We start from the raw sequence: 15,523 nt of genomic DNA, 5'->3' as shown, positions 1-15,523 counted from the left end.
CGTGAATCCGTTCCTTCGAGGGTCCGCCGGCGAGAGGTGACGGATGAGGGCCGAAAGTCCCGGACACCGGGACGTTCGGCCCTCCAGCGACCGGCCCGGCCGGATTACACCGGAGAGCATGGAGTTCCGAACACGTATTCACGGCCGCGGCGGTCAGGGTGTGGTGACCGCGGCCGAGCTGTTGTCGGTGGCGGCCTTCCTGGAGGGCAGGCACGCCCAGGCGTTCCCCACGTTCGGTTCCGAGCGCACGGGCGCGCCCGTGGTGTCGTTCTGCCGGATCTCCGACAGGCCGATCCGGGTGCGTGAGCCGATCACCGAACCACACGCGGTGATCGTCCAGGACGCCACCCTGCTGCGGCAGATCGACGTGCTGAGCGGGCTGCGACCGGATGGGCACGTGCTGATCAACTCCACCCGAACCCCCGAGGAGCTCGGCGTCTCCTGCTGGACCATCCCGGCCTCGGAGATCGCGCTGCGGCACGTCGGCAGGCCGCTGCCCAACGCGGTGCTGCTCGGCGGGTTCTGCGCCGTCACCGGCCTGCTCCTACTGGAGTCGGTCCAGGCGGCGATCCGCGAGGCGTTTCCCGGGCCGATAGCCGAGGCCAACGTCGCCGCGGCCGGCGAGGCCTACACCTACCTGAGGGAGGTCGTCCGTGCTTAGGCAGATGGAGGGATCGCAGGCGGTGGCCGAGACGGTCGCGCTGTGCCGCCCGGAAGTGGTCTGCGCCTACCCGATCTCGCCGCAGACGCACATCGTGGAGGCGCTGAGCAGGCTCGTCACCTCGGGACGGCTCGCGCCCTGCGAGTACGTCAACGTCGAGTCGGAGTTCGCGGCCTTGTCGGCCTGCGTCGGCGCGTCGGCGGCCGGCGCCCGGGTCTACACGGCGACCGCCAGCCAGGGGCTGCTCTACATGACCGAGGCGCTTTACAACGCCTCCGGGCTCGGGCTGCCGATCGTGATGACCGTGGCCAACCGGGCGATCGGCGCGCCCATCAACATCTGGAACGACCACAGCGACTCGATGTCGCAGCGCGACTCCGGCTGGATCCAGCTGTACGCCGAGTCCAACCAGGAGGCCGTGGACCTGCACGTGCAGGCGTACGCGCTGGCCGAGGAGCTGTCGCTGCCGGTCATGGTGTGCATGGACGGGTTCGTGCTCACCCACGCCTTCGAGCGGGTGGACCTGCCCGCGCGGGACCAGGTGGACGCGTTCCTGCCGCCGTACGAGCCGCGCCAGGTGCTCGATCCCGGCGACCCCGTCTCGATCGGGGCGATGGTCGGGCCCGAGGCGTTCACGGAGGTGCGTTACCTGGCCCACATCCGGCACCTGGAGGCCCTGGAGCGCATTCCGGCCCTGGCCGGCGCCTTCGAGCGGGAGTTCGGCCGGGAGTCCGGCGGGCTGGTCCGCGGCTACCGCACCGAGGACGCCGACACGGTCGTGCTGGCTCTCGGATCGGTGCTCGGCACGGTGAAGGACGTGGTGGACGAGTTGCGGGAGTCCGGCGTGCGGATCGGCGCCGCCGGGCTGACCACGTTCCGGCCGTTCCCCGCGCACGCCGTCCGCGGGCTGCTCGGGTCCGTCCGCAGGGTGGTGGTGCTGGAGCGGGCGTTCGCGGTCGGCGTGGGCGGCATCGTCTCCGCCGACGTGCGGTCGGCGCTCGCGGACGGCGGCGGCGAGGTCTTCACCGTGGTCGCCGGGCTGGGCGGGCGGCCGGTCACCAAGGCGTCGCTGCGGCGGGCGCTCACCGCCGACCTGGAACCGCTGACCTTCCTCGATCTCGATCGGGAACTCCTCGCCGGTGAACTGCGGCGGGCCGGGGCCAAGCGCAGGTCCGGGCCGAGTGCCGAGAACATGCTGCGCGATCTCGCCGGAGGTGGCTGACATGCCCGCCCAACGGACCAGGTTCTACCAGGTCGGCAGCTTCGCCGTGGGCAACCGGCTGCTGCCGCCCGAGCGACGTTCCGTGCAGGCCGCGCCCGACCGCGGCAACGCGCTCACCTCGGGCCACCGTGCCTGCCGGGGCTGCGGCGAGGCGCTCGGCGCGCGTTACGCCGTCGACGCGGCGATCAGCGCGACCGGCGGCCGCCTGATCGTGGTGAACGCGACCGGCTGCCTCGAGGTGTTCTCCACGCCCTATCCCGAGACGTCCTGGCAGGTGCCGTGGATCCACTCCCTGTTCGGCAACGCCCCGGCGGTGGCCACCGGGGTCGCCGCGGCGCTGAAGGTCAAGGGCCGCGCCGACGTGCGGGTCGTCGCGCAGGGCGGTGACGGTGGCACGGTGGACATCGGCTTCGCGTGCCTGTCGGGCATGTTCGAGCGCGACGACGACGTGCTCTACATCTGCTACGACAACCAGGCGTACATGAACACGGGCGTGCAGCGCTCGGGCGCGACGCCGCCCGCGGCGCGCACGGCCACCACTCCCGTGCCCGGCAACGCGTTCGGCCAGGGCAAGAACGTGCCGCTGATCGCGATGGCGCACGAGATCCCCTACGTGGCGACCGCCACCGTGGCCGACCTGCGCGACCTGGAGCACAAGGTGCGGCGGGCGATGGAGTTCCGCGGCGCCCGCTACCTGCACGTGCTGGTGCCCTGCCCGCTCGGCTGGGTCACGGCGGCGTGCGACACGATCCGCGTCGCCCGGCTCGCCACCGAGTCCGGCCTGTTCCCCGTCTTCGAGGCCGAGCGCGGTGACGTGACAGGAGTGACCAAGATCCGGCGCAGGGTGCCGGTCGACGACTACCTGCGGCTGCAGGGCCGCTACGCGCACCTGTTCGGCGATCCGCCGCGCACCGAGGTGATCGCCAGGATCCAGGCGTCGGCGGACCGCGCGATCCGCCGCTTCGGGTTGGTGGACTGACATGGACGGCAAGCCTTTCGCGATCACGCTCGGCGCCGGGTCGAGCCTGGCGAACAAGACGGGCGCGTGGCGGACCGAACGGCCCGTGTACGTGGACCGTCTCCCGCCGTGCAACGACGCCTGCCCCGCCGGTGAGAACATCCAGCACTGGCTCAGCCTGGCCGAGGAGCCCTCCTACGAGGCGGCCTGGCGCCAGATCATGCGGGACAACCCGTTCCCCGCCGTCATGGGCCGGGTCTGTTACCGGCCCTGCGAGACCGCCTGCAACCGCGGCCGGCTGGACGAGGCCGTGGGCGTCAACTCCGTCGAGCGTTTCCTCGGCGACGAGGCGATCAGGCGGGGCTGGACGGTCCCGGTCGCCGCCGAGCCGTCCGGCAGGCGGGTGCTCGTGATCGGCGCGGGGCCGGCCGGCCTGTCGGCCGCCTACCACCTGACCCTGCTCGGCCACGCCGTCACCGTCATGGACTCCGGCCCGGCTCCCGGCGGCATGATGCGCTTCGGCATCCCCCGCTACCGGCTGCCCCGCCACATCCTCGACGCCGAGATCGCCCGCATCACGGACATGGGCGTGACTCTGGAGCTCAACCGCACCGTCACCGGCCTGCCCGAGACGATGCGCGGCTTCGATGCCGCCTTCCTGGCCGTCGGCGCGCACATCGGCAAGCGCGCCTACATCCCGGCCGGCGACTCGGCCCGCGTCCTCGACGCGGTCTCGGTCCTGCGCGGCATGGAGGACGCGACCCCACCCCTGCTGGGCCGCCGCGTCGTCGTCTACGGCGGCGGCGACACCGCCATGGACGCCGCCAGAACCGCCAGGCGGCTGGGCGCGAGCGACGCGCTCGTCGTCTACCGCCGCACCCGCGACCGCATGCCCGCCCACGACACGGAGGTCGCCGAAGCTGTCGAGGAGGGCGTGCGCATGAAGTGGCTCTCCACGATCTCCCACGCCGACGGCGGCACCATCACCATCGAGAGGATGCGCCTCGACGAGACCGGCTTCCCTCGGCCCACCGGCGAATACGAGGAACTGGCCGCCGACTCCGTGGTGCTCGCGCTCGGCCAGGAGGCCGACCTGTCGCTGCTGGAGGGCCTTCCCGGGATCGAGGTCCGGCACGGCGTGGTCGAGGTCGCGCCGAACATGATGACCGGCTGCCCCGGCGTCTTCGCCGGCGGCGACATGGTGCCCGCCGAACGCACGGTCACGGTCGCCGCCGGGCACGGGAAGAGGGCCGCCAGGCACATCGACGCCTGGCTGCGCGGCCGCTCCCACTCCCCCGCCCCCGGACATCCGCCGGCCGACTTCGATCTGCTCAACACCTGGTACTACAGCGACGCCCCCGCCACCGTCCGGCCGAAACTCGACCTGGCCCGCCGCATGACCACCTTCGACGAGGTGGAGCGCGGCCTGGAGGAGTCGACGGCGCTGTTCGAGGCGCGCCGCTGCCTGTCGTGCGGCAACTGCTTCGAATGCGACAACTGCTACGGCGTCTGCCCCGACAACGCCGTCCTCAAGCTCGGCCCCGGGCTGAGGTACGAGATCGACCTCGACTTCTGCAAGGGCTGCGGGCTGTGCGTGTCGGAATGCCCCGCGGGCGCGATCGAGATGGTGCCCGAGATCACCTGAGCGCCACCCCCTACCGGACGGCGCCGGCCCGCTGGACGGCGGCGAGGTAGGCGTGGATGGCGTCGCGGTTGCGGCTCAGGCAGTCGATGCGCCGCTGGATCCGCTCGGCCTCCTCCCTCAGCAGGGCGGCGACCTCGGCGGTCAGGCAGTCGGGGTGCGGGTGGATCTCGTCGGGCTGGTCGAGATAGGGCAGGATCCTGCGGATGATCTCCGTGGTGAGGCCGGAGTCGAGCAGCCCGCGGATCTGCTGGACCCGGTAGACGGCCGGGGCGTCGTACAGGCGGTAGCCGTTGGCGGCCCGCTCGGGGTGCAGCAGATCCTGCTCCTCGTAGTAGCGCAGCATCCTGGCCGGGACGCCGGTGCGCCGGGACAGCTCGCCGATTCTCATGGCGCTTCTCATGGCGCTCCGTCCGGGATTGCCTTCACATTGATGTGAAGGTTTGACCATGGTCTCATGCCTGCCACCTCCACCACGCCCGCCCCCGCCGCCGAGACCGCCAAGCTGCCGCTGGGAGGGCTGTCGGCCCTGTTCGCCGCCGCGTTCACCGCGGTGATGACCGAGCTGCTCCCGGCCGGGCTGCTGCCCCAGATGAGCCAGGCTCTGCGCGTGCCGCAGGGGGCCGTCGGGTTCCTGGTGACCGGCTACGCCGTCGCCTCGTTCCTGGCCGCGATCCCCGTCACCGCGGCGCTGCGCGGGCTGCGCCGCCGCCCGGTGCTCGTCGGCGTGCTGGCCGGGTTCGCGCTGCTGAACGCCGTCACCGCCCTGTCGTCGTCCTACCCGCTGACGTTCGTGGCCCGGCTGCTGGCCGGTGTCCTGGGCGGCACGCTGTGGGCGATGCTCGTCGGATACGCGGCGCGCATGGTCGCCGAGGAGCGGCGCGGCCGGGCCGTCGCCATCGTCTCGGCCGGCATCACGGTCGCGCTCTGCCTGGGCATCCCGGCGGGCACCGCGCTGGCCGGGACCTTCGGCTGGCGCGCCCCCTTCGCCCTCCTCGCCGCCGGCGCGCTCGCCCTGGTGGCGTGGGTGAGCTTTAAGGTGCCCGACTTCCCCGGCGAACCCGCCGCGACGCGGCTCCCGCTGCGCCGCGTCACCACCCTGCCCGGCATCCGGACCGTCCTGGCCGTCACGCTGGTCGTGCTGCTCGCCCACCAGGCGGTCTACACCTACCTGGCGCCGCTCGCCGGGGGCGTCGCCCGGACGAGCGTGGTCCTGCTCGTCTTCGGCGTGGCCACGGTCGCCGGCATCTGGATCACCGGCGTCCTCATCGACCGGCGGCTGCGGGCCACCCTGCTGGCCGCTCTCGTCCTGGTCGCGGCCGCGATGCTCGCCCTGGGCCTGGCCGGGCGCTCCGCCGCGGTGCTGCTGGTCGCGGTCGCGCTGTGGGGCGCCGCCTTCGGCGGAGCGCCGACCCTGCTGCAGACGGCGCTGATCGGCGCCTCCGGCCCCGCCAACGCGGACGTGGCCACCTCCCTGCAGACCACCGTCTACAACGCCGGCATCGCGGCCGGCTCCCTGACCGGCGGCGTCGTCCTGGAGACCGCCGGTGCGGGCGCCCTGCCGTGGACCGCGCTCCCCCTGGTCGCCGCCGCCCTCGTCGCCGTCACCGCCGCGCGCCGCCACGCCTTCCCTTCGCCCTCACCGGCCGGGTGATCGCTCCTCCAGCCGCCGGCCCAGCTCGTCCAGATCCTCGACGAACCAGACGTGGGCGCCCCGGTTGGACTCGTACACCCAGGCCTGGAGGGCGGAGCTGGCGGCGGTGTGGCGGGATACGTCGCCCACGATCGCCAAGCCGATCCGGTAGGTGGCGAACTTCTGGACGATCTCCCCGGCGACGAGGGTGCGCAGCCGGTAGAAGTCGTCGTGCAGCCGCCCCGCCGGGATGGCGACCCAGCCGGCGCCCCGGTGGCGGGCCTCGCCGATGAGGTCGAGGGCGTCCCTCTCGTCACGCAGTGGTGTCCCCTCCGGCTCGCAGAGGAGGACCTGGCCGGACGCGAGCACGGCGGGCGGGCCCTCGGGCGGTGGGTTCACGACGACTCCTTCGTCAACGCGTCGATGATCCTGAACAGCTGGGCGCTCGGCTCCAGGTCTCCCAGGACGACGATCTTCAGGTGGGCGCGGTCCTCGTCGTAGACGAGCTGCACGCGCGGGCCGTGCGGGCCGCTCGCGACGGCGGCGATGACCAGGGTGCTCAGCCGGTCCATCTCGGCCCGGCCGATCCCGTCGATCTGCACGATGCTGGACGCCTCCACGTGGCGGCGCGGCCTCGGCGGCTCCGGGAGCCCGGCGAACGCCTCGAGGTCCTGGCGGGCGATCCGGTAGCGCCTGCCGACCTTGACCGCTTTGAGCCGCCCGTCACGTACGTACGCGCGGACGGTCTTGACGTGCAGGCCCAGCCGCTCGGCCGCCTGATCGACGGTGTATTGCTCCATAACATTCCCTAGTATGGCGTACTTGAAGGAAGTTCAGGGAGTTTTGTCGACCATGAGCGCGCGGCAGCCGGTCTCAGCCCTCGGCGGAAAGGGCTGGCGGCCGGGCCGCCCGTGGTGCTCAATGGGCGGGTGAAGGCCGCCTATGACGACATCGCCGACTGGTACGAACGAGAGTTCCTCGGCCGGGACACCGGTGACGCGCTGGGCATCGGCGCGGTGCTGCGAGAGCTCCTGGGCGAGGGTGCCGGCACCTGCCTGGAGGTGGGCTGCGGCACCGGCGCACGCGCGGCCGCGGTCCGCGAGCTGGGCTGGACCCCGGTGGGCGTCGACCTGTCGGCCGGGATGCTCCGCCACGCCCAGGGCCGCCTGCCCGTGGCCAGGGGCGACGCCACCCGGCTACCGGTCCGCGACGGGAGCGTGCCCGCGGCGGTCTCGATGATGGCCCACACCGACATGCCCGGCTATCCGGCGGTGCTGCGCGAGGTGGCCAGGGTGCTGCGGCCGGGCGGGGTGTTCGTGCACGTCGGCGTGCATCCGTGCTTCTGCGGCGGGTTCGCCGACCGCTCCGATCCCGGTGCGGTGCTGATCCGGCCCGGCTACCTCGACGGCCACTGGACCAGAGCGTCGTGGACCGACCAGGGGGTGCGCGACAAGGTGGGGGCGAGCCACTGGCCGCTGCCCGGGCTGCTGCACGCGTTCCTCGACGCCGGTCTGGCGCTCGAACGGTTCGCCGAGGGCAACGGGCCGATCCCGGCCGTCCTCGGCGTCAGGGCCCGCCGGGCCTGACCGGCGAACCCGGCCCGGCCGGATCGTCACGACAGCCGGGCGGCCCGGCCCTCCAGATAGCGCTGCTCGGGCAGGCTCGTGGTGAGGCGGGCGGCCTCCCGGTAGCCGGCCACGGCCGCGTCCACGTCACCGGTCATCTCCAGCAGATGAGCCCGGACCGAGGCCAGCCGGTGGTGCCCCGAGATCCGCGCGTCGGCGGCCAGGCCGTCAAGCAGGTCGAGCCCGGCTCGCGGGCCGCGCACCATGGCGACGGCGACCGCGTGGTTGAGCCTGACCACCGGGTTGTCGTCCAGCCCGGCCAGCACGCCGTACAACGCGAGGATCTGCGGCCAGTCGGTCTCCTCGGCCTTCGGCGCCTCGTCGTGCACGGCCGCGATCGCCGCCTGCAACTGGTAGGGCCCGACGGGCGAGGTGGACAGCGCCTCGGTGACGAGCGCGACGCCCTCGGCGATGGCCCGCCGGTCCCACAGCGCGCGGTCCTGCTCGGCCAGCGGGATCAGCCGGCCACCGGAGCCGGTGCGGGCGGCCCGCCGCGCGTCGGTGAGCAGCATGAGCGCGAGCAGCCCGGCCACCTCCCCGTCGGCGGGCAGCAGCCGCCGCAGCGCCCCGGTGAGCCGGATCGCCTCACGGGTCAGCTCGGCGCGGTGCAGGTCGGGCCCGCTCGTGGCGGTGTAGCCCTCGTTGAAGATCAGATACAGCACGTGCAGCACCACGCGCAGCCGGTCGGCGCGTTCGGGCTCGGGCGGCTGCCGGAACGGCACGCCGGTCGCCTTGATCCGCTGCTTGGCCCGGCTGATGCGCTGCGCCATCGTCGCCTCCGGCACCAGGAAGGCGCTGGCGATCTGCGCCGTCGTCAGGCCGCCCACGGCCCGCAGGGTGAGCGCCAGTTGCGAGGCCTGTGACAGCGCCGGGTGGCAGCACAGGAACAGCAGGGTCAGCGTGTCGTCCTGGTCGGAGGCCCGCTCGTCGCCGGGAGCCGGCAGCACCGACTCGTCGGCGGGGACACGGGCCGCGACCGTCTCCTCCCTGCGCCGCCGGGCGTGCTCGCTGCGCACCTGGTCGGTCAGCCTGCGCCCGGCGACCGTGATCAGCCAGGCGCGCGGGCTGTCGGGCAGTCCCTGCTCGGGCCACTGCACGGCCGCGTCGAGCAGCGCCTCCTGAACGGCGTCCTCGCACGCGTCGAACTGCTCGTAGCGGTGTACGAGCACGCCGAGCACCTGAGGCGCCAGCTCGCGCAGCAGCTGCTCGACGGTGCTCACCCGGCGACCTCGTTGATGATCGGCCGCACCTCCATGGCGCACAGCCGCGCGTCCGGCCAGCGCGCGGCGATCTCGGTCGCCCGCTCGACGCTGTCGCAGTCGACGATGAGGTAGCCGGCCAGGTACTCCTTGGTTTCCAGGAACGGCCCGTCGGTGACCGCGGGCACGCCGTCGCGCACGCGCACCGTCCTCGAGCTCGCCGGGTCGGCCAGCGCCTGCCCGCCGGCCAGCTCGCCCGACTCGGCCAGCTCCTTCATGATCGCGTCGACCTCGGCCATCACCGCGCCGACGTCGCCCGCGAGGACCTCCTGGGACGCGGGGTTGCTGTAGATCAGCAGCAGGTACTTCATGATGTCTCCTTGTGTCCGTCTTGTGTCCGTCGTGATGTCTCCATCACCGAGAGGTCGGCGCCACCACCCGTTTCTCGACATCCCGAGCCTCCCATTCCTCATCTCTTTCCGGCGACGTGCCCTCCGCGCGAAAGGAAGGTGCGCGCCCGGCCCCGGGCTCTTTAGGTTTGAGTACGTGAGAGACATCGCCCAACTGCCCAAAGCGCACCTGCACGTTCACCTGGAGGCCACCGTACGACCGGAGACCGTCCGTGAGCTGGGCGGGCCGCCCGAGCCGGAGGGGCCGTTCGCGAGCTTCCGCGAGTTCGCCGACCAGCGGGCCCGGGTACGAGAGCGGCTGCGCACGGCCGAGCACTTCAGGCGGGTGGCGCTGGAGTTCTGCGAGGACGAGGCGGCGCAGGGCACCCGCTACGCGGAGGTGACGTTCACCGCGGCCTCGCACGGTGAGCGGCTCGGCGCGCTGGAGATGCCGCTGGAGGCGGTGCTCGACGGCCTGGCCGAGGGAGCGAAGTACGGGATCGAGTGCCGGGTGCTGCTCGACCACTCGCGGCGGCGGCCCACCGAGCGGCTCTGGCGCACACTGAAGCTGGCGACCCGCTACGACGCGGTGATCGGCCTCGGCGTCGCGGGCGACGAGAGCCACCCGATGGCGCCGTTCGCCGAGGTGCTCGACGCGGCCAGGGACGCCGGGCTGCACCTGGTGCACCACGCCGGCGAGGCCGCGGGGGCGCCCAGCATCCGCGAGGCGCTCACACTCGGCCACGCCGAGCGGCTCGGCCACGGCTTCCGCGTCCTCGACGACGACACGCTGGTGGCCGAGGTGCGGGAGCGGCGGATCCCGCTGGAGGTCTGCCCGACCTCCAACGTGCTGCTCGGGTTCGTCCCCTCGCTGCGCGAGCATCCGCTGCCCCTCCTGCACGCGGCCGGGCTGGTCGTCACGGTCAACACCGACGGGGAGACGGCGCTGGCCGACGAATACACCCGGCTGCGCGAGGTCTTCGGGTACGGCGACGCGGAACTGGCCGGATTCGCCCGGGCCTCGATCGAGTCGTCGTTCGCCGATGACGCGGTCAAGGCGCGGCTCCGGGCCGAGGTCGATCGGTGGCTCGGCTGACCGTGCCCCCGGGTGCTCGGCCGTCCCTATCGGGCGCCTCCTCGGCCAGGCCCGGCGCCTCGCCGCCGTAGGCGCAGGTCAGGCGCCTTGCCGCCGTGGGCGCAGGTCAGGCGTGGGCGCCCACGGTGACGGGGCCGATGGTCAGCTCCGGCTCGCCTTCCAGGATCGCGCCGGCGCGGGCCACCTGCTCGTCGAGCTCGCTCAGCCGGGCCCGGCTGAGCGGGCGCAGCGGCTCGACGGTCACGCGGATCTTCCTGCCCGAGCGGCGCTGGTGCCAGACGCCCGCCACCGTGCCGTCGACCAGCAGCACCGGGAAGTTGCCCGCCTGGCCGCCCGCCAGCGCCCGCGCCGCCGCCTCGCCCGGGTAGAGCAGCTCGCGCGGCCGGCCGGCCACCACATAGGCGTCGAAGTACGGCAGCAGCCGCACGCCCTCCGGCGGCCCGTCGGGGACACCGGTGTCGCCGGCCACGACCCAGGCGGGCGCGCCCTCGAACCGCACCTCTTCCAGGTCCGCCGACTCGAACAGCCGGGCCGCCCAGGCCTTCGGCGCCCCGAGCCACTGGGCGAACTGCCCGGGCGTGGCCGGACCGTAGGCGGTCAGATAGCGCCTGAGCAGCTCGGCCCGCCCGTCGACCGGCTCGAACCCGTCCGGCAGGCTGGTGTAGGTGACCCTGCGCCCTCGCGCCGGCCCGAAGACGAACGCCCCCTGGTGCGCCGCCGTGGCCATCGCCTGCCGCCAGCGCGGCCACATGGTCTGGAAGCCGGGCATGACGAGGTCTCCGGCCCAGGAGCCCGTGACGCCGACGACCGCGTCACTCAGCTCCTCGATGGTCAGCTCGCGCCCGTCGAGCACGGTGCGGATCGCCTCGATCACCTGGTCGGTCTGCGCGGCCGTCAGCCTGACGCCATCGGGGGAGGCTTGGTGCCCGGCCGGCAGCCGCGACATCGTGCCGACCCACATCGGCAGGTCACGGGCGGCCAGCAGGTGCACGGTGCCGCGCGGGCCGTGGGTCTTGACCAGGCTGCGCTCGTCCCACAGCGCGTGGCGCACGCCGGACCGGGTGACGCCGTCGAGCCGCGACCCGACCGACAGCTCGGCCGCCGACATGACCTGGGCGTGCGCCCCGCACATGGCGCTCACCACGTCCGCCGGCGTGCCGCCGGCCGGGGCGGTCAGCCCCTGCCGCTCCAGCCGCCTCGCGCTGACCTGGGGCCATGACAACTCGATCACATCGTCCTCCTCGTGGGTCGAGCCCACGGTAGGGGACAATGCGGAAAGGTTCGTTCCGCGTCAGCCGAGGTAGTCGCGCAGGGCCATCGCCCTCGACGGGTGGCGGAGCTTGGACATGGTCTTGGCCTCGATCTGCCGGATCCGCTCGCGGGTCACGCCGTAGACCCGGCCGATCTCGTCGAGGGTCATCGGCTTGCCGTCTCTGAGGCCGTATCTCATGGAGATCACGCCCGCCTCGCGCTCGGTGAGCTCGTCGAGCAGGGAGCGGAGCTGCTGCTGCAGCAGCGTGAAGGAGACCGCCTCGGCCGGGGAGACGGCCTCGGTGTCCTCGATGAGGTCGCCGAACTCGCTGTCGCCCTGCTCGCCGAGCGGGGTGTGCAGGGAGATCGGCTCGCGGCCGTAGGCCTGGACCTCGGCGACCCGCTCCGGCGGCAGGTCGGCCTCGACGGCGACCTCCTCGGGAGTGGGCTCGCGGCCGAGCTCGGACTGCAGGCGGCGCTGCACCCTGGCCACCTTGTTGATCAGCTCCACCATGTGGACCGGGATGCGGATCGTGCGCGCCTGGTCGGCCATGGCCCTGGTGATGGCCTGCTTGATCCACCAGGTGGCGTAGGTGGAGAACTTGAAGCCGAGCCGGTAGTCGAACTTCTCAATGGTGCGGATGAGGCCCAGGTTGCCTTCCTGGATGAGGTCGAGGAAGAGCATGCCGCGGCCGGTGTAGCGCTTGGCGATCGAGACCACCAGCCGCAGGTTGGCCTCCAGCATGCGCTGCTTGGCGCGCGCGCCCTCGTCGGCGATCCATTGGAGATCGTCGCGCAGCTCCCGGGACAGGCCCGGCTCGGTCTCCAGGCGCTCGGCCGCGAACAGCCCGGCCTCGATGCGCTTGGCCAGATCGATCTCCTGCTCGGCCGAGAGCAGCGGCACCCGGCCGATCTCCTTCAAGTAGGTTTTGACCGAGTCGGTGCTCATGGCTGGAGAACCGTCGCCGACCTCGTCAAGCTCGAGAACCTCTGCTGCTTGGGACAAGACACCCTCCTCGCAGGCCTGCTCCTACGCTACCCAACGGTTCGCGCTGCTCGGGTCGGGCGACATCACGATCTTCGGGCCGCGGCGGCTGAGACCACCGTTACCGGCTTCTTCCCTGGCGGGAACGACCTACCCCTCGCGCACCGCGCGGCCCTGTCTTCACCGGGGATCCGGATGGCAGGCTTGCCCCGTGACACACGGAGCCCCCGGCAGCTGGTGGGTCAAGGTCTGACCCAGGTGACGGCGCCCCGGGCGCCGGCGAAGGCGAGCAGGCGCTCGCCCTCGCCGGCCAGTTCGGCCATGACCGGGCCGGGCAGCGGGTGGAACGGCTCGATGACGAGGTCGCCGTCCTTGAGGTCCCACCTGCCGGCGACGAAGCCGTCGACCAGGAAGGTCGGGTGGACGACGGCGCCGACGCACACGATCCGGCGCTGCTCGGCGGTCATCAGCCGGGTCCGGTCGGCGTAGGCGACGATGAGGTTGTCGAAGTACGGCAGGAAGCGCACGGGGGCGGGCACGTCCTCGGGGGCGAGCGGGGCGTCGGGCAGGTCGTACAGAATGCGCCCCTCCGTGTCGTGATATTTCCGTAAAGGCAGGGCCGACATCACCTCACGCAGCCGCGTCAGCCCCGACCACGCCTGCACGTCCATCACCGAGGCCGGGCCGAAGGCGGCCAGATAGCGGGTGACCAGCCGCTCCACCGGCGGCGCCGAGTCCAGCGGCCGCCCCAGCCACTCCTCGGCCAGCGTGAACGGAGTCGCCCCGCCCCGGTTCCAGACGCCGCTCGGCGGGGTGTGGACGACGGGCAGCAGGGTCTGGGCCGACCAGCCGAGGGCGGGAGCGTCCACCCGCGGCCACCGCTCGGCGAGCAGGTCGCGCAGCTGGGAGCGGGTCAGCGTGCGCCCGGTCAGATGCCCCCGGGCCAGCGCGGCCAGCTCCTCCAGGTCCACGTCGCGGGTGGCCCGGCCGAACCCCGCCTGCCGGGCCCTGGACAGCGGCGCCTGCATCAGCGGGCGCAGCCAGAGATAGTCGCCGGCCAGGGCCAGATGCTGAGTGCCGCGCAACAGGGAACCACGGACCACCTGCCTGCCGTACAGCAGGGAGGTCAGGTCGTCCTGGGTGAAGGACGCCAGCCGCGACCACAGCCCGAAGTAGGGCGGGTTGACGTCCTGGCCCTGGACGGCGACCAGGCGCTCGATCGCCCGTGCCGGGGAGATCGCGGCGCGGCCGAGCAGCAGCTGACGTTCGAGCGTCGTGCGGTTGAGGACCCTTCGGTTCAGGGCGTTCAGGCGCATGATGTCAGGCTAGGAACTATCGCGGAAGATTTCCTTCCGCGTTGAGCAGTTCGTCGAGCGCCTCCCTCAGGTATCCGGCCAGCTCCCAGGCGTCCGGCACCATGATCCGATCGGTGATCACGCCGATGTCGAGCGAGCCGTCGTAGGAGAAGGCGGTGATGTTCACCCCTCCGCTCAGGTCGGTGATCACCGAGACCGGATAGTGGGCGAGCAAGCGGGCCCCGCACACGAACAACGGCAGCTGCGGCCCCGGCACGTTGGAGACGGCCACGTTGACGGGCGGCGCGGTCTGGCCCAGCACCCCGAACGCCGACCTCGAGGCCAGCCCCATGAGCGCGGCGGGCATCGACTCGCTGAACTCGCGCAGCCACGCCGCCGGGGCGAGCGCGAACCTCTCCTTGATCCGCCGCATCGCGTGGCACACCTGGTGCAGCCGCGCGACGGGATCGTCCAGGTGCACGGCCAGCGGCGCCGTCATGAACGACACCTGGTTGCCGGTCCCCTCCGCCCCGGCCACCCGCAGCGAGAACGGCACCCCGGCCACCAGCGGTTGGCGCGGGATGCCGCCGTGCGCGGCCAGCCAGCGGCGCAGCGCCCCCGCGCACACGGCCATGACGACGTCGTTGACCGTCACCTCGTGCGCCTTGCGGACCTGCTTGAGCTCCTCCAGCGGCAGCGAGACGAACGCGAAGCGGCGGTGCCCGGAGACGGGCCCGCTGAACGGCGTCCTGGGCGCGGGTAGCGAGGGCAGCCCGGGCGCCGGCCCCGATCCGGACAACCTGCGGGCCACCCCGGACACCATCCCGCTGCCCGGGATCCTGGACACGACGGGGATCTCGTCCAGGTGCGGCATCGCGCGGGCGGCGAACCGCACGGCCAGCGCCGGGTTGCCGGCCAGCCGGACCAGGCCGCGGGCGAGCATCTCCAGCGTGCCCGGCGGGGGCGGGTCGTGCTCGGGCGGGCCGGCGGGCGGCGGCGCGGGCACCGGGCCGACGTCGAGCAGCGCGGCCAGCACGTCGGCGCCCCCGATCCCGTCGACGGCCGCGTGGTGGATCTTGGTGTAGAGGCCCGTGTGCCCGCCGGCCAGGCCGTGGATCAGGTAGATCTCCCACAGCGGCCGGCCGCGGTCCAGACGACGGGAGTGCAGCCGGGAGACCTGCTCGGCCAGCTGCGCGTCGTCGCCCGGCGACGGCAGGCCGATCTCACGTACGTGGTAGTCGAGGTCGAGATCATCCTCCTGCGCCCAGTAGGGGTGGTCCAGGCCGAGCGGGACGAGGGCGAGTCTGCGGCGCAGCGCGGGCACGTACGGCAGCCGGGCCGCCAGCAGGGCCAGCAGGTCGGCACGGTTGAGGTCGCCTTCGACGATGCCCAGCCCGGCGATGTTGGCGATGTTGGTGGCGGTCTCGAACTGGAGGAACTGCGCGTCCAGGGCGGTCAGCTGCGGCATGGCTCACACCTCCGTCCCGAACAAACCAGACTCAGCCCGCCACTTCAAGGGTACGGGCGCCGGCGCCCGGCTCAATCGGTTGAGTTCACGCGGAGGTGA

15 protein-coding genes and 1 pseudogene are annotated in these 15,523 nt (G+C 72.8%); 7 read left to right on the top strand and 9 right to left on the bottom strand.

What is annotated here, in order from left to right; genetic code table 11:
* Positions 1–118: 118 nt before the first annotated feature.
* Genes AB0C16_RS05685 through AB0C16_RS05670 form a run of 4 tightly spaced genes read left to right on the top strand, consistent with a single transcriptional unit; the run spans position 119 to position 4,486 of the window.
* Positions 119–661, top strand: coding sequence for a 2-oxoacid:acceptor oxidoreductase family protein (locus AB0C16_RS05685; protein WP_357679238.1), 543 nt, complete (start codon positions 119–121; stop codon positions 659–661).
* Positions 654–1,883, top strand: a complete 1,230-nt coding sequence (porA, locus tag AB0C16_RS05680; RefSeq protein ID WP_357679236.1) for a pyruvate ferredoxin oxidoreductase — start codon at positions 654–656, stop codon at positions 1,881–1,883. The genes AB0C16_RS05685 and porA overlap by 8 nt, the downstream gene beginning before the upstream one ends.
* A 1-nt stretch (position 1,884) precedes the next feature.
* The gene (locus tag AB0C16_RS05675) at positions 1,885–2,862 is read left to right on the top strand and encodes a thiamine pyrophosphate-dependent enzyme (protein WP_357679234.1); all 978 of its coding nucleotides are present in this window, start codon (positions 1,885–1,887) and stop codon (positions 2,860–2,862) included.
* A gap of 1 nt (position 2,863) precedes the next feature.
* Complete coding sequence (locus AB0C16_RS05670; RefSeq protein ID WP_357679232.1) at positions 2,864–4,486, top strand: NAD(P)-binding protein; 1,623 nt, start codon at positions 2,864–2,866, stop codon at positions 4,484–4,486.
* A 10-nt stretch (positions 4,487–4,496) separates the two neighbouring features.
* On the opposite strand, the gene AB0C16_RS05665 is transcribed toward AB0C16_RS05670, so the two are convergent.
* Positions 4,497–4,874: a MerR family transcriptional regulator gene (locus tag AB0C16_RS05665; RefSeq protein WP_357679230.1), complete on the bottom strand. Its 378-nt coding sequence runs from the start codon at positions 4,872–4,874 to the stop codon at positions 4,497–4,499.
* A 66-nt stretch (positions 4,875–4,940) separates the two neighbouring features.
* Here AB0C16_RS05665 and AB0C16_RS05660 point away from each other — a divergent pair, with 66 nt between their 5' ends.
* Positions 4,941–6,137 carry an MFS transporter gene (locus tag AB0C16_RS05660; protein WP_357679228.1) on the top strand — a complete coding sequence of 399 codons (1,197 nt, stop codon included), beginning with the start codon at positions 4,941–4,943 and terminating at the stop codon, positions 6,135–6,137.
* Here AB0C16_RS05660 and AB0C16_RS05655 read toward each other — a convergent pair.
* Together AB0C16_RS05655 and AB0C16_RS05650 are read right to left on the bottom strand one after the other, a co-directional pair.
* A complete protein-coding gene (locus AB0C16_RS05655; RefSeq protein ID WP_357679226.1) occupies positions 6,123–6,515 on the bottom strand; it encodes a DUF4180 domain-containing protein in 393 nt (130 codons plus the stop codon). The genes AB0C16_RS05660 and AB0C16_RS05655 overlap by 15 nt on opposite strands.
* Positions 6,512–6,916 carry a helix-turn-helix domain-containing protein gene (locus AB0C16_RS05650; RefSeq protein WP_357679224.1) on the bottom strand — a complete coding sequence of 135 codons (405 nt, stop codon included), beginning with the start codon at positions 6,914–6,916 and terminating at the stop codon, positions 6,512–6,514. Before AB0C16_RS05650 ends, AB0C16_RS05655 begins: the two co-directional genes overlap by 4 nt.
* Before the next feature lie 129 nt (positions 6,917–7,045).
* On the opposite strand from AB0C16_RS05650, the gene AB0C16_RS05645 reads away from it, so the two are divergent.
* On the top strand, positions 7,046–7,702 hold the full coding sequence (locus tag AB0C16_RS05645; RefSeq protein WP_357679222.1) for a methyltransferase domain-containing protein: 657 nt from the start codon (positions 7,046–7,048) through the stop codon (positions 7,700–7,702).
* 26 nt (positions 7,703–7,728) lie between these two features.
* Here the strand turns inward: AB0C16_RS05645 and AB0C16_RS05640 are convergent, their stop codons facing one another.
* Positions 7,729–8,961, bottom strand: coding sequence for a sigma-70 family RNA polymerase sigma factor (locus tag AB0C16_RS05640; protein WP_357679220.1), 1,233 nt, complete (start codon positions 8,959–8,961; stop codon positions 7,729–7,731).
* A complete protein-coding gene (locus AB0C16_RS05635; RefSeq protein WP_357679218.1) occupies positions 8,958–9,311 on the bottom strand; it encodes a YciI family protein in 354 nt (117 codons plus the stop codon). The genes AB0C16_RS05640 and AB0C16_RS05635 overlap by 4 nt, the downstream gene beginning before the upstream one ends.
* Before the next feature lie 175 nt (positions 9,312–9,486).
* On the opposite strand from AB0C16_RS05635, the gene add reads away from it, so the two are divergent.
* Positions 9,487–10,425: an adenosine deaminase gene (add, locus tag AB0C16_RS05630; protein WP_357679216.1), complete on the top strand. Its 939-nt coding sequence runs from the start codon at positions 9,487–9,489 to the stop codon at positions 10,423–10,425.
* Between the two features lie 106 nt (positions 10,426–10,531).
* Here the strand turns inward: add and AB0C16_RS05625 are convergent, their stop codons facing one another.
* The 4 genes and pseudogenes from AB0C16_RS05625 to AB0C16_RS05610 all read right to left on the bottom strand — a co-directional run bounded on the left by AB0C16_RS05625 (position 10,532) and on the right by AB0C16_RS05610 (position 15,424).
* Entirely contained in the window at positions 10,532–11,656 is a 1,125-nt protein-coding gene (locus AB0C16_RS05625; RefSeq protein WP_357679214.1) for a winged helix DNA-binding domain-containing protein, read from the bottom strand.
* Positions 11,657–11,716: 60 nt separating this feature from the next.
* Positions 11,717–12,622, bottom strand: a pseudogene (locus AB0C16_RS05620) (RNA polymerase sigma factor); the annotation flags it as partial.
* 281 nt (positions 12,623–12,903) lie between these two features.
* On the bottom strand, positions 12,904–13,977 hold the full coding sequence (locus AB0C16_RS05615; protein ID WP_357679212.1) for a winged helix DNA-binding domain-containing protein: 1,074 nt from the start codon (positions 13,975–13,977) through the stop codon (positions 12,904–12,906).
* 16 nt (positions 13,978–13,993) lie between these two features.
* Positions 13,994–15,424, bottom strand: a complete 1,431-nt coding sequence (locus AB0C16_RS05610; protein WP_357679210.1) for a wax ester/triacylglycerol synthase family O-acyltransferase — start codon at positions 15,422–15,424, stop codon at positions 13,994–13,996.
* Positions 15,425–15,523 lie beyond the last annotated feature (99 nt).

This window comes from Nonomuraea sp. NPDC048916, from assembly GCF_040649575.1.
Taxonomy (GTDB): domain Bacteria; phylum Actinomycetota; class Actinomycetes; order Streptosporangiales; family Streptosporangiaceae; genus Nonomuraea.
Note: the sequence above shows the minus strand (reverse complement) of the source record. Positions and strands in the feature narration are given on the sequence as shown.